Origin of the sequence: Methanobrevibacter sp., assembly GCF_015062985.1 — an archaeon.
Classification (GTDB): domain Archaea; phylum Methanobacteriota; class Methanobacteria; order Methanobacteriales; family Methanobacteriaceae; genus Methanocatella.
The window spans coordinates 9,705-22,159 of the sequence record NZ_SUTI01000016.1 but is presented as its reverse complement, the minus strand read 5'-3'; the positions used below and the strand labels follow the sequence as shown (position 1 = coordinate 22,159).

General features: G+C 35.3%; 17 protein-coding genes and 1 pseudogene. 6 read left to right on the top strand and 12 right to left on the bottom strand.

The annotated features are described in order from the left end of the window. Positions 1-2: 2 nt before the first annotated feature. Together E7Z77_RS07655 and E7Z77_RS07650 are read left to right on the top strand one after the other, a co-directional pair. Positions 3-932, top strand: coding sequence for a glycosyltransferase family 2 protein (locus E7Z77_RS07655; RefSeq protein WP_292752355.1), 930 nt, complete (start codon positions 3-5; stop codon positions 930-932). Continuing rightward, positions 925-1,356, top strand: a complete 432-nt coding sequence (locus E7Z77_RS07650) for a GtrA family protein (protein WP_292752352.1) — start codon at positions 925-927, stop codon at positions 1,354-1,356. Before E7Z77_RS07655 ends, E7Z77_RS07650 begins: the two co-directional genes overlap by 8 nt. Before the next feature lie 31 nt (positions 1,357-1,387). Here the strand turns inward: E7Z77_RS07650 and E7Z77_RS07645 are convergent, their stop codons facing one another. Continuing rightward, entirely contained in the window at positions 1,388-1,570 is a 183-nt protein-coding gene (locus E7Z77_RS07645; RefSeq protein ID WP_067040177.1) for a MarR family transcriptional regulator, read from the bottom strand. Positions 1,571-1,690: 120 nt separating this feature from the next. Here E7Z77_RS07645 and E7Z77_RS07640 point away from each other — a divergent pair, with 120 nt between their 5' ends. The 3 genes from E7Z77_RS07640 (at position 1,691) to E7Z77_RS07630 (ending at position 3,854) form a co-directional block, all read left to right on the top strand. Next, entirely contained in the window at positions 1,691-2,662 is a 972-nt protein-coding gene (locus E7Z77_RS07640; RefSeq protein ID WP_292752348.1) for a hypothetical protein, read from the top strand. Between the two features lie 268 nt (positions 2,663-2,930). Further along, positions 2,931-3,629: a hypothetical protein gene (locus E7Z77_RS07635; RefSeq protein WP_292752346.1), complete on the top strand. Its 699-nt coding sequence runs from the start codon at positions 2,931-2,933 to the stop codon at positions 3,627-3,629. Positions 3,630-3,638: 9 nt separating this feature from the next. Then, positions 3,639-3,854, top strand: coding sequence for a hypothetical protein (locus E7Z77_RS07630; protein ID WP_292752343.1), 216 nt, complete (start codon positions 3,639-3,641; stop codon positions 3,852-3,854). A gap of 183 nt (positions 3,855-4,037) precedes the next feature. Here the strand turns inward: E7Z77_RS07630 and E7Z77_RS07625 are convergent, their stop codons facing one another. Then, on the bottom strand, positions 4,038-5,492 hold the full coding sequence (locus tag E7Z77_RS07625; protein ID WP_292752340.1) for a sodium-dependent transporter: 1,455 nt from the start codon (positions 5,490-5,492) through the stop codon (positions 4,038-4,040). Between the two features lie 51 nt (positions 5,493-5,543). Between E7Z77_RS07625 and E7Z77_RS07620 the strand changes: the two genes are divergently transcribed. Beyond that, complete coding sequence (locus tag E7Z77_RS07620) at positions 5,544-5,921, top strand: hypothetical protein (RefSeq protein ID WP_292752337.1); 378 nt, start codon at positions 5,544-5,546, stop codon at positions 5,919-5,921. A 30-nt stretch (positions 5,922-5,951) separates the two neighbouring features. Here E7Z77_RS07620 and E7Z77_RS07615 read toward each other — a convergent pair whose 3' ends face one another. From E7Z77_RS07615 to E7Z77_RS07570, 10 genes and pseudogenes are all read right to left on the bottom strand, one after another. Next, entirely contained in the window at positions 5,952-7,016 is a 1,065-nt protein-coding gene (locus E7Z77_RS07615; RefSeq protein ID WP_292752335.1) for a CapA family protein, read from the bottom strand. A gap of 2 nt (positions 7,017-7,018) precedes the next feature. Then, the gene (gene ftsY, locus E7Z77_RS07610; protein ID WP_292752412.1) at positions 7,019-8,503 is read right to left on the bottom strand and encodes a signal recognition particle-docking protein FtsY; all 1,485 of its coding nucleotides are present in this window, start codon (positions 8,501-8,503) and stop codon (positions 7,019-7,021) included. 378 nt (positions 8,504-8,881) lie between these two features. After that, positions 8,882-9,316, bottom strand: a complete 435-nt coding sequence (gene pfdA / locus E7Z77_RS07605) for a prefoldin subunit alpha (RefSeq protein ID WP_292752332.1) — start codon at positions 9,314-9,316, stop codon at positions 8,882-8,884. Between the two features lie 19 nt (positions 9,317-9,335). Next, positions 9,336-9,560, bottom strand: a complete 225-nt coding sequence (gene rpl18a, locus E7Z77_RS07600) for a 50S ribosomal protein L18Ae (protein ID WP_292752329.1) — start codon at positions 9,558-9,560, stop codon at positions 9,336-9,338. A gap of 24 nt (positions 9,561-9,584) precedes the next feature. Beyond that, positions 9,585-10,259: a translation initiation factor IF-6 gene (locus tag E7Z77_RS07595; RefSeq protein WP_292752326.1), complete on the bottom strand. Its 675-nt coding sequence runs from the start codon at positions 10,257-10,259 to the stop codon at positions 9,585-9,587. A gap of 38 nt (positions 10,260-10,297) precedes the next feature. Then, a complete protein-coding gene (locus E7Z77_RS07590) occupies positions 10,298-10,543 on the bottom strand; it encodes a 50S ribosomal protein L31e (RefSeq protein ID WP_067040145.1) in 246 nt (81 codons plus the stop codon). Between the two features lie 12 nt (positions 10,544-10,555). Beyond that, on the bottom strand, positions 10,556-10,711 hold the full coding sequence (locus E7Z77_RS07585) for a 50S ribosomal protein L39e (protein ID WP_004032463.1): 156 nt from the start codon (positions 10,709-10,711) through the stop codon (positions 10,556-10,558). Between the two features lie 26 nt (positions 10,712-10,737). Next, positions 10,738-11,322, bottom strand: coding sequence for a hypothetical protein (locus E7Z77_RS07580; RefSeq protein WP_292752410.1), 585 nt, complete (start codon positions 11,320-11,322; stop codon positions 10,738-10,740). A 5-nt stretch (positions 11,323-11,327) separates the two neighbouring features. Beyond that, entirely contained in the window at positions 11,328-11,684 is a 357-nt protein-coding gene (locus tag E7Z77_RS07575; protein ID WP_292752319.1) for a DNA-binding protein, read from the bottom strand. A 325-nt stretch (positions 11,685-12,009) separates the two neighbouring features. Continuing rightward, a pseudogene (locus tag E7Z77_RS07570) lies at positions 12,010-12,444 on the bottom strand (30S ribosomal protein S19e); the annotation flags it as partial. Between the last annotated feature and the right edge of the window lie 11 nt (positions 12,445-12,455).

Below are 12,455 nucleotides of genomic sequence, written 5' to 3'. Positions count from 1 at the left end.
TTATGACAACAGCAATATTGATTCCCTGTTATAATGAAGCAAAAACAATTGAAAAAGTTGTTTCAAGCTTTAAGGAAAAGATGCCCCATGCAGACATTTATGTCTATGACAACAATTCCACCGACGGAAGCGATGAGATTGCAAGAAACGCCGGAGCCATTGTGAGATACGAATTTCAGCAGGGCAAAGGAAACGTTGTAAGGTCAATGTTTAAGGAAATCCATGCAGACTGCTATATCATGGTTGATGGAGACGACACATACCCTGTTGAACCCCTAATCGAATTTGAAAAGATAATTCTAAATGGCGAAGCAGATATGGTAATAGGAGACAGGCTCTCATCAACATATTTTGAAGAAAATAAAAGGCCATTTCACAATACCGGAAACAGACTTGTTCGAAAATTCATAAATGTATTCTTTAAAAGCGAATTGAACGATATTATGACTGGAATGAGAGGATTCAGCTACGAATTTGTAAAATCATTCCCATGTTCCTCAAGAGAATTTGAGATAGAAACCGAAATGACCGTCTTTGCATTGATGAACAATTTCAAGATAAAGGAAATTCCTGTGGAATACAAGGACCGTGTTGAAGGAAGCGAATCAAAATTAAACACTTATACTGATGGCTATAAAGTCATATCAATGATTTTTGCATTGATACGTGACCAAAGACCTCTGCTTTTCTTTTCAATTATTGCATTCATCCTTTTGATAATTGCGGGAATCTACTTTTTGCCGGTTCTTCTTAAATATTTGAGCACAGGATATGTCTTTAAGATACCTACATTAATAGTGATTGCCTCCGTAGTCGTTATCGCAACAATAATCTTTTTTACAGGAGTGATTCTCCATGTTCTCAAAAAGCAGCATGCAGATAACCTCGAGCGTCACATTATTTTATTAAATGAACTGAACAAAGATGATTAGCTTGATTGATACATTATTTAAACAACCAACTGACAATATCTATCTGCAGTTCTTCAGGTACATCTTTGTTGGAGGCACAGCATTTGTCGTTGATTTCTTCTTTTTATACTTCTTCAGCGACATCTGCGGAATATACTATTTGATTTCCGGAGTCCTGTCATTCATAATATCCGTTTTGGTGAATTATATAATGAGCACTAAATGGGTATTCAACCAGGACAGCATAAACAACAGGGTGCTCGAATTCAATCTGTTCCTGCTCATCAGTACAATCGGGCTGATATTTACTGAAATACTCCTATACCTCTTTACAGACATTATCGGACTATACTATCTGATTTCAAAAATAATAGCTGCAATCATAGTACTGTTCTGGAACTTCATTGCAAGAAGAGTGATGTTTTACGGGAAGGATTTCATTTAAGGGTTAATTTAAAAAAAAAGAAAAAAAGACATTATTTTTCGGCAAGGGTCCAATAACATCTTTTTGGAGAGACGATTGTTTCGTCCTTTTTCAATTCTTTCATTATCTTGTCAACTTCCTTTTTTTCAACACCGGAAAGTTCACTTACCTTTTTAGCGTTTAAAGGGTCTTCAGAATTTCTAAATGCTTCAATTACTTTTTCCTTATCATCCATATTATCACCGATAGATATTATTTTATTATTTATAATTTCTTCTATAAATTTGCTTTTGCAAAAAAAATACCTTACAAATATTAATAGCACAAAATCATATATAAGATTAGGTGAAATTAAATGGATTCCAAAACACTAATTATTGCGGGAATTGCTGTTGTGCTTCTTGTTTTGGGAGGCATTGTGCTGACCCAATCCAATAGCCATGCCCAAGACAATGCCACTGCTTATGTAGTTCCGCTGAAAAATGCTGATTTTAAATACTTTGAAATAAAGACACCTGTAGATTCAAACTTTACAATCAAGAATGCCCTTACCAACGAATCAGATAGGGGGATGATTTACTGGAAAAATGTCGGTAACTACTCAAAAGAGATTGAAAGCATTACAATAAATAAAAACATGACTGACAGACTGGTTCCTCAGACCATGAAACTGATTGCCCAGGGCAATAATACAAAAACATACTCATCAGATGATGGGGCCAACTCAGTTTATCAGGTTGTATTGACCAAAAATGGCACAGATCTCATTCTTACCGGTAAGGATTTGAACGTTATAGATGAAATGATTAATTCAACAGTGATAAAGAACACTAAAGGAATAACAACACCCGGTGCAAAAACTCCTGAAACTCCTGTTCAGACTGTGATTAAAAATACAAGAGATGTTCAGACCACTGTTGACAAGCCAAAAGTGGAAACTCCTGTCTCAAAACCTAAAATAGAGACAACCGTTGACACATCAAAGCCTGAAGTCAACAACGATGCGGAATTATACATCGGTGGAGGAATATTCAAAACAGGTTCCGGACTTAGCGACAAGACATATGCAAAAATCTATATCGGCGGTGAAAACGCGGGCAAAGACATCATATTAAAAATCGTCTACTCACGTGACGGGTCCAATTTAAACAATGGTAACATGGTTCCATTGACTGTGGATTCAAACGGTTATGTTGAGGTTTACAGTGCCGATGCCTATGGATATTACCCTGATAATGCATACATTGAATTATACGATTCATCCAGCAATCTGATATGTACACAGAATGTCAGACTGGATCCGGACAGCAGTACTCAGTATTTCTAGAGTACTTCTTTTTCTTTTTTTAAAAAAATAAAATGGATGCAGGACAATTTTAGGCATGTAAAAATAAGTTAAACTTTAAATAATACATTATAACATAATAATATTTGTAACACGCTCCCGTGTTACATTCTAAAAAAAATTTTTTAGTTTAAGTTCTAAAGGTTTCGGCCTTTAGACTTATATACTACTATTTTTCAAATATATATTCAAATTAACAAACATTTTTATTTGTTGAATGCAAAATACTATTAATACAAATGTGATTTGTATGAGCGAATTTTTTAATTTTGAAGATACAGACAGGGATTTTCCATTCTATAAGCAAAATCCGAAATTGTCAAAAATGGCCTGGATTGTATTGCTTGCAAGCATTCCTATTGCTTTCATATTATATGGAGTAATTGGATTGGGTTCAGAGTATATAGGCAGTTTAGTCTTTTGTTTGACAATGCTAATTCCGCTGTTATACTATTCCAATTGGGACTTTTATCTGATATTCCGTAATCCTAGCAGAAGTGAAATCAAACTTGCACTACTGCTTTTCATAGGATATATCATTTATGCAATTGCTATAGATGCCATCCTCTCTGCAATTACTCAAGCAGGTGAAATAAATCCGGAAGCAATGGGCGTTACAGCAGAAATGACAGTTTCCTTAATTTATTCAATGATGGGCGAAGAATTGGTTAAGTTCATACCGCTCATGTTCTTGATGAGACTGTTTTATAAATACAGCAACAACCGTAAGTTATCAATAGCACTATCAACAATCATTGTCTTAATTTCATTTGGATTGCTCCACTACACCCCTGGTTCAACACCGCTGATTTCAGTTATTTTAATCCAGGGATTTGGATCTCTATTTGAAGTTTACGGGTATCTGAAAACTAAAAATCTATTTGTTCCATACCTCAGCCATCTTTTAACTGATGGAGTCATATTTATGGCAATGCTACTTGGATTTTAAGGTGATGAAATGGATGAAAATGCTTTAACAAACGGAATTCTTTCCTTTATAATACCTGGTTTGGGTCAGGCAATAAACGGATATAAGAAAAAGGCAGCGATATTCTTTTTAGGAATGATTGCGATTCATTTGCTAATTTATTTCTTTGCAAACAACATTGCCGGAAGTGCCATCTCCACATTATACCATATATATGCGGGCTATGATGCATACAAAACATATTAGTTATTGAGTGATGTATGTCAACCACTCAATGATATTATTTTTTTTTAAACCCAATCAAATTTTTAAAAGAAAGCTTTAATATTATACTTATTTTGTTTATCTGAATCAATTAAATAAAAGCAAATATCAATTATTAAAGAAGAAAATCAATAGCAAAAAATAAAAAAAAGGTCGTGATGAAATCTATTCACCACGAGGAGCGATTTTTGTTAAAACTAAAGAAAATACTAAAACCGCTACGATTATCACCACATCAACAATTATCTCAAAGGTGTCTGTATTTGAGAATAATTGGAAAATTCCGATTGCCCACATGATAATCAAAACAGTCGGCAATAGGTATTTAATTACAAATTTCCATGTTTTACCGACCTTAAATGTTGAGTGTTCATTTAATGCAGGCAAAAAGTGTTCCACGCCATAGAACCATGCAAATATAATACATTGGATGCCTATCAAGAGCAATATTCCGAATTCATTAACAAATGCATCGATGATTCCGACAAGGTAACTGCTGATTCCTGTTGTCAATATCACTGAAAAAATACAACCTACGATTGATAAAATTGTTGCTGTTTTCCTTCTTGACCATCCTAATTTGGCGGAAGTTGAATTTAACATCGGTTCGAAAAATCCTAATGCTGAAGTGACGCCCGCAAATAGAATTGCTAAAAACAACATTGGAGCTAATATGCGTCCTATAGGACCCATAATGTTAAAGATCATAGGGAAAACAATAAATACCAATCCTGTACCCTCAGTAATCAATTGTATCATCGGCACTCCATTCGTAAGGGACATGAAACCAAGAATTGAGAACACACCAAATGCTGTACATATCTCGAAAGCGGAGTTTGATGCAACAACGATTAAGACATTGTCGATTAATTTTGAGTTTTCAGGCAGGTAGCTTGCATATGTAAGTGCAATGGCCTGACCCATACTTAATGAGAAAATGATTTGTGCAAATGCCGCAAGCCAAATGTTTACATCCCAAAGCTTGCCCCAATCAGGAGTTAGAAGCGTGTTAATTCCAATGCTTGCACCAGGTAATGTCAATGCATAAACGATAATTATTGCCATTATGACAAACAGGGCAGGAATAAGAATTTTTGAAACTTTACCGATACCCTTATCCACATTCTTATGAGCAATGAACCATAGGACAACCCATAACAATACAACACCAACTGTTGTCGGGATTAAAAGGAAGCTTGCATTGGATAAGTTTGAACTTCCACCCACATTGTTTACAAAGTAAGCGGCGGTATCTGTTCCCCAATTGAAAGTGAAACTACTTAACAGGTATACCAAATCCCAACTCAGGATAACCATGTAATAAATTGTAACAATAAATACAAATAAAACCAGAATCCAAGCGATTATCTCAAACTCCGGCCTGATTTTTCGCATAATATTTGAAAAGGACTCTTTAAATGAGAATCCCACACCATATTCCAATATTAAAAAAGGGATTCCCATAATAGCTATTGCTATAAAGTACGGAATGAAAAATGATCCCCCACCATTTGAATACAACACATAGCTGAAACGCCAAATGTTACCCAGACCAACAGCGGCCCCAATCATAGCAAAGATAAATGCAATGGATGAATCCCATTGTGCTTGTTCACTCATAATAGAATTTTTGTAAAACAATATATAATAACTTTTACATATTTATCTGTAATGAAAGTATTTGACAAATTTATAATCGGTGAAACATCAGGCATAAACTGGTGTTTTGAAAACAGACATTTCCAGGAAAGATTACAGGATAATGGAATATCCAGACAATATATCATGGATTGCATAATGAAAGAAGAACCAATCAGCTGGGAGCATGTGGAGGGCAATACTTATGCTGTTGTATTTCCCGCCCCAATAAACAAGGATTACAAAGAAATCAGGGTTTTGATGGCATGCAGCGGCAATTCCATTGACCTTATAACAATCATGAGAAATAACGAAACCGTGACTAATCGCCAGAAAAAACAATATCAAAGTGATAAACAAAAAAATATAGAAAAAAAGAGGCTTAAAGCCCTTTCAAAAAGAAAATGGTAAAAATGCATCCCAAGAATGCATTTTTAAATATTATTTGTTCTCCGTTAAATTAAAGGTGAGTTTACCCACACCATTGGAAATTTTCAATTCGCCGCATTGAGGAGATAACCCGCTCAACATTGCGTTTCCACTTTCAGAATCCATGTGCTGAGGCAAATAACCTGTAATGCGTACCGGATATACTGTGCATATTCCAGTATCGTTTACCAAATCAATGTTGACAAAGTAATCTGAAAGGGTTTCCTCCCTTTCCAAATCGAAGACGAAATCTCCCAAACTATAGAATATAGGTTTGCCTTTATACATTTCGATTCCTTGAGGTACATGCGGGTGGTGGCCTATTACAACATCAGCGCCATAATCTATCAGTTCATGAGCTATTTTTTCCTGATCTTCATCAGGAGAGTGATTGTATTCGTGGCCCCAGTGGAGATATACCACTATCAAATCAGAATCATTATGTTCACCAATCTGTTTTTTAGCATCCTGTGAATCATATGCTGAATAACCCGGAGAGGATTCCTTTGCATAAGGTATCACTTCATAGCTATATTCAGTGAAAGTATTTGAATCCATGTAGTTTAATATTGTAATTTTTCTGCCGTTGACTTCCTGGGTTACAGGCTGATGGGCTTGGCTGACATTATCTCCAACCCCAATGGTTGTTATCCCGGATTCATTCAGATACTTCACTGTATCATGCATCCCATCAACACCATAATCGAAAACATGATTATTGGCAAGAGCTGCTACAGTATTATTGTTTGCTTTGGCAAGCGGAACATAACTCGGGTCACATTTTAAAGGAACATCGCCCTTCACGACATTTTCCGAACTTGTGGCGGCATTTTCAAAGTTAAGCAAAAACAAATCCGCTTTGGAAATTACATCGTTAACACCATCAAAAGGGCTGGAATCAAAGCTTAAAACATTCGCCATATTTCTAGCAAACATCACATCGCCGACAACAGCCATGGAAAAATTTTCCTTAGGTTGCGGAGATACCATACCGGTGAATTCGCTGATTAATGTGGCTCCGGTTGCTATCACAACCAAAGCTATCAAAATTAAAAACAGCAACTGTTTAATTTTCATAATCATTCCTCAATTGCAGCCAGTTCATCCTCATCCACATCACTGAATAGCTGATTCAACATCCATTCAGGATCATATTCCATAATGTCATCGTATCCCTGACCCATTCCTAAAAACATTATCGGCTTTTTGATAACATAACCAATGGAAAGTGATGCACCACCTTTACTGTCCGCATCGGCCTTAGTTAAGATTACTCCGTCGATGTCGATGGCTTCATTGAATTTTTTAGCCTGTTCGGTTGCATCGTTACCTGTTAATGCATCTCCAACGAAAATGACCAAATCAGGATTTGAAACTCTTTTAATCTTTTTCATTTCATCCATAAGATTTGTGTTGGTTTGCATTCTTCCTGCAGTATCAATTAAAACCAATTCTTTTCCTTGAGCTTTTGCATGTTCTACTGCATCATATGCAACTGCTGCAGGATCTGAACCTTTTTGATGCTTAATAATTTTAACTCCAACATTGTCAGCGTGATATGTTACCTGTTCAATAGCTCCTGCACGGAATGTATCTGAAGCTGCGATTACCGGAGTGTAACCTTTTTTAAGATAGTAATTGGCCAATTTACCTATTGTTGTTGTTTTTCCTGTACCGTTAATTCCAACAAACATTACGACAAGAGGTTCTCCGATAGCCTTTTTCTCTTCAATCATTTCTGTCATTGATTTTCCCGGAATGTCGATGATTTCAGCTACTGAATCCCTTAATGCATTGAATGTGTGTTCGGTAATGTCATTGCTTCTTTTGATTTTTTTACCGACGAGATTGGTTTTTACGTTTTCAACAACTTCAGTTGCCACTTCCATTGCAACATCTCCCTGAAGGAGCTCCATTTCAAGTTCAAATAAGATATCTTCTACGTGTTTTTCGGAAATGGTTTTTTCTGTTACAAATGAGAATATTCCTCCGGAAGCTTCACCGTCAGCAGATTCCTTTTTAGACCTGGACCAGAAGTGAGATTTTTCTTCCTCATCTTCTTCATCAGACTCTTCTTCAGATCCCTCATCATCTGATTCTTTTTTGGATCTTGACCAGAAGTGAGATTTCTTCTCTTCAGCTTCCTCTTCATCTGACTCTTCTTCAGATTCCTCATCTTCAGATGTGTCCTTGCTGCGACTCCAGAAGCGGGACTTTTTCTTTTCGGGTTTTTCTTCAGCTTCCTCTTCCGGCTCATCATCAAGCTCTTCATCTGCTTCTTCTTCAGTCTCTACCTTAACTTCTTCTTCAGCTTCTTCGTCAAGCTCTTCATCAATTTCCTCTTCAGGTTCATCATCAAGCTCTTCTTCAGATTCCTCATCTTCAGATGTGTCCTTGCTGCGATTCCAGAAGCGAGACTTTTTCTCTTTGACCTCTTCTTTTACTTCTTCTTTAGATTCTTCATCAACCTCTTCAGTTTCTTCACTAGCTTCAGGAAGTAAATTAGAGTCATCTTCTTCTACTTTTTCCTCTTTTTTCCTTCCAAATGAGAAAAATGAAAATATTTTACCGGATTCCTCTTGAAGATTGTTTTCTTTTTCTGCTTCTTCAATAATCTCCTCTTCCAATTTCTCACTTGTACGTGAAAATTTCTTTTTCAATGATTCAAACAAGATTAATCCAACCTTTTTATTAGTTAAAAATTTAATTATTAATATTTATATTTTTTATAATATTTAAAAAATGGCACTTGAAAAATAACAATTTAACAAAATTAGCGGGGCGAAACAGATAGGAAAATATGAAAATAAATCCTTTTTATGATTAATTAGTTTAGAAACACTTAAATACAAATCTAAGCAAGACAAGAAAGTAATATTAAAATTAACTTTTAAAAAAATAGAATATAAAAAAAATAAAAAAAGAAAAAAATTGTAAAATATTTATCCCATTTGAGTCATATTGCCTTGGGATGCTGCTGCAATCTGTTCAGCCTGAGCCTGAAGACTTCCAAGAATGTCGCTGCATTGCTGCAAGTTAGCTAACATTTTGTCTAAGCTATCTTTTAAATCTTCTTTTTGCCCAGCGAGGATTTCGCGAGCGCCGTCAGCATCTTTTTTAACGGCAAGACCTGAACCAATACTTACAATAATTTCGTCAGTACTTTTAAGTTCTCCTTTAATGAAAGAACCAGCACCTACTGGAACGAAGGCTTCAACAGATTCCTGACCTTCGATATCATCTAAAGTGGTGGATAATGCATCAACTTCAGCAATAGAAGACTGGATTAATTCGATTTGTTGTTGAATCAATTCCGCTTGTTGCCTGTATGCATTGATTTCATTGAGAAGACTGTTTAATCTTTGCTGATCTTCCATGTTAACACCTTCGATGTGTCTATAAAATTTCTTTTACGATTGGGTCTAAAACATCTTCAGGAGCAATTTCTTCGATTTCAGCAATAGAAATTTGATTCCTGTTAATACCATGTTTACTTCCGAAACGTTCGTAGATTTTCTCTTCGATTTCAGCTTCACAAGTAGCTTTGTATTCTTTAGTAAATTTATGATATTCATCGCCCATTACAAAAGTACCTTTAACTCTGTAAATTTTTGTTATCATATAAAATCCCTCATGATATATTAATTAAAAATCATCATCTAAAAAGCCTAATGCTTCTTCAACTCTAGCCATTTCAGGACCTGTACTGTCTTTAGCAACAATTGCTCCTTTGGAATTAGCAATTGAACAAGCGCCGACTAAAGGAATACCTTTTCCAACAGTACCAATATCCCCTTCTACACCAAATACTTCTTGAGCAAGTCTTACTTCAGATTGAACAGCTTTTGAACTTATCAAAAATCCCTTATTAGTGACTTGGATTAAAGAACCGATTATGTCGCTTCCGACCATTGAGGTTGCTTTAACGTCCACATCTAAAGTCTCTTCAATAATGTTGATTGCATCTTCAGATAAAAATGGGCTTACAATTGCTCCGTTATCGTTGGCTGCCACAATATTTCCCAATGCGGTGTAACGGCCAGGAACAGTAGCTACATTTAAACCTAAATCTTCAAACTGTTTAATTTCTCTATCTAAAACATGTGGGGAAACAACTAAACCATTTGAATTAGCCACAGCTAAAGATCCAATAAGGCTGCTTCCAGAAATAGAAGATTTAACCGCTTCAACTTCTAATGTTTCCTTAATAATTTCTACTTTTTCATCTAAAAGATTATAAGGAACAATAGCTAAATCATCTGTTGCGAGAATAAATACTCCTAAATTTGGATTTCCTACAATATCTACTCTTTTTAACATATTGTTACCTCACATTACTCAATTTGGCATTAGTAAAGCTATTCTGCTAAAGTAGCTGTTACAACACCATCTTCATCTTTGACTGCTTTTACGGTAATTTTGGAAGGTATTTTTTGAATACCTCTTTCCCAGATAGCATGATTGATAGATTCATCAATTTTAACTTCTTCAGCTTTCATGTGTTTGGTTAAGAAGTTTCTAATTTCTCTGATAGCTCTAGGAGCCCTAATGGTCCTTTTAATATCTTTAACATTTCTAAGTGGAATTGTGTAAACTCTTTCCATAATAACCCCTCATTATAATTTAAGACTGTTTCTTCTCCAATGTCTAGGTTTTGGTCTGTATCTAAGTTTACGGTTAGTTTTAGCATAAGCCCAGATTGGAATTCTCCTGTTTTGCTTATTTGCTTTTGCCATTCTTAATTTTTTAGCTAATGGTTTATTTCTACTCATTTTCTCACCTGTAATACATGTAATAATTATTTTTTATATCCGATAACACGAGTTTGATAATGTTCAGGGAATATATCCAATGAATTTCCTCCTTTCTCATCAATCAATGTTCTTATTTCGACTTCAAAATCGGAACTGTTGTCCCTGTTTGATTTTTCATGGGAAATTTCAAACAGATTTGAAGTTATCAGCTTGACGGACTTGTGTCCGAAACTGTCGAGGTTAATGTATTGAACATCTTTCCTGTCTTCAAGACTTCTTATTTGATTGATGTTTAATTTTGGAGTCCTGTCATCCCTTCTTGTCCCGTCTGCAATAATATCATATTCATCTGCTATTTTTTCAACGCTTTGCGCATGAATAAACTTGATTCCATCATTCGGAAATCCGTCCTTCATTATCATGTCACAAGTTTCATCCAGAATGTCCGGATTCATTTTCAGTACGTTGTGTTTAAAGCCCAATGCTTTTGCAGATTTGCTGGCCGGAATATACGAATCATAAACGCCGAAGTTTGCGGTACATAATTCCACATCAAGACCTAATCTCTTAAGCATTACAGCCATAAAAGATGAGTCTTTTCCTCCACTGTATAACACGCCGGCTTTCATTGACATTATTTCCTTGTAATTTTAATTTCTCTTTTTTGACCTGCAATTTGTCTTAATAAAACTTTAAGCTGGTCATCAGTTACTTTACCTCTTAAACTTCCTGCCTGAGCAGATTGAATCAATTGAAGTTCAATTTGATTGACAAGTTCAGGTTTGGTTAATTTAAGATTAGCTAATCTATTACGAGCTTCAGTAGTCATAATTTGAACTATGATCTGTTTTTTCTGAGCTTCAAATTGTGCTTGAGCTTCTTGCTGCTGAGCTTGTGCCATAGCCTGTTGTTGTGCTTGGTTTTGCATTGCAGCTTGCTGAGCTTGTAATTCAGCCATTCTTTTTTGACGAATTTCATCTAAATCGCTCATATCAAACTCTCCTTAATAATCAAGTTAAAAATATAATTTAATGTTTTCTCCTTAATGAATTAACTAGTGAGTTAATAGCATCACTTAAATCTTCTTTGTTTAATGAAGCGACAGATTCATGTACTGGTTTGGAATGTTTACTTTCGATTTCTTCTTTAAATTCATTGAATGCATTTGATAAGTGTTCGCGTTCAGCATCGATTTTTGAAATAACTCCAATTAATTCTTCTTTATCGGAATCATCAATTTTGGAATTTTCATTAATAGCTGAAGTTAATTTATCAAGCACATTAGAATGAGAAGCACCAGATTCGCTTTGATTATTAAATTTTGCAAGTTCAGGAACATCATTTATAATTTCACCGGAAATTTTATCCAAGAATGATCTTCCTTGCGGAGTAACAACTCTTCCACCTTCAACTTTTTCCACAAATCCTGCATCTTCGAGTTGGTGTAATGCAGTTCTGATAATGGATCCGCTGCCTTTTCTAAATACTTCAGGGCGTACACCACGGTCTTTTTTACCACCGTAAAAAGTTCTTAAACTCATAACTCCCACAGGACCGTCCATGTAAACTCTTCTGATAATAGAAGCAGTCCTTACAAACCACCAGTCTTCACGTTCTGGTTTCCTTTCTTTGTGAACACCAGTTTTGACAAAATTGGACCATGCAGGGGAATTGATTTTATCATTATTTTTAAATTCTTCTGCGACTTTTTCAATTAATAAATCTGCAGGTACATCAAATACAGTAGTCATATTAATTCTCC

Bases quoted from the DNA above. Each gene is read 5' to 3' on its own strand.
- E7Z77_RS07575 (WP_292752319.1), bottom strand. From the start codon at position 11,684: ATGAGCGATTTAGATGAAATTCGTCAAAAAAGAATGGCTGAATTACAA.
- E7Z77_RS07580 (WP_292752410.1), bottom strand. From the start codon at position 11,322: ATGAAAGCCGGCGTGTTATACAGTGGAGGAAAAGACTCATCTTTTATG.
- pfdA (WP_292752332.1), bottom strand. From the start codon at position 9,316: ATGGAAGATCAGCAAAGATTAAACAGTCTTCTCAATGAAATCAATGCA.
- E7Z77_RS07635 (WP_292752346.1), top strand. From the start codon at position 2,931: ATGAGCGAATTTTTTAATTTTGAAGATACAGACAGGGATTTTCCATTC.
- rpl18a (WP_292752329.1), bottom strand. From the start codon at position 9,560: ATGATAACAAAAATTTACAGAGTTAAAGGTACTTTTGTAATGGGCGAT.
- E7Z77_RS07630 (WP_292752343.1), top strand. From the start codon at position 3,639: ATGGATGAAAATGCTTTAACAAACGGAATTCTTTCCTTTATAATACCT.
- E7Z77_RS07590 (WP_067040145.1), bottom strand. From the start codon at position 10,543: ATGGAAAGAGTTTACACAATTCCACTTAGAAATGTTAAAGATATTAAA.
- E7Z77_RS07620 (WP_292752337.1), top strand. From the start codon at position 5,544: ATGAAAGTATTTGACAAATTTATAATCGGTGAAACATCAGGCATAAAC.
- E7Z77_RS07650 (WP_292752352.1), top strand. From the start codon at position 925: ATGATTAGCTTGATTGATACATTATTTAAACAACCAACTGACAATATC.
- E7Z77_RS07615 (WP_292752335.1), bottom strand. From the start codon at position 7,016: ATGAAAATTAAACAGTTGCTGTTTTTAATTTTGATAGCTTTGGTTGTG.
- E7Z77_RS07655 (WP_292752355.1), top strand. From the start codon at position 3: ATGACAACAGCAATATTGATTCCCTGTTATAATGAAGCAAAAACAATT.
- E7Z77_RS07625 (WP_292752340.1), bottom strand. From the start codon at position 5,492: ATGAGTGAACAAGCACAATGGGATTCATCCATTGCATTTATCTTTGCT.
- E7Z77_RS07595 (WP_292752326.1), bottom strand. From the start codon at position 10,259: ATGTTAAAAAGAGTAGATATTGTAGGAAATCCAAATTTAGGAGTATTT.
- E7Z77_RS07585 (WP_004032463.1), bottom strand. From the start codon at position 10,711: ATGAGTAGAAATAAACCATTAGCTAAAAAATTAAGAATGGCAAAAGCA.
- E7Z77_RS07640 (WP_292752348.1), top strand. From the start codon at position 1,691: ATGGATTCCAAAACACTAATTATTGCGGGAATTGCTGTTGTGCTTCTT.
- E7Z77_RS07645 (WP_067040177.1), bottom strand. From the start codon at position 1,570: ATGGATGATAAGGAAAAAGTAATTGAAGCATTTAGAAATTCTGAAGAC.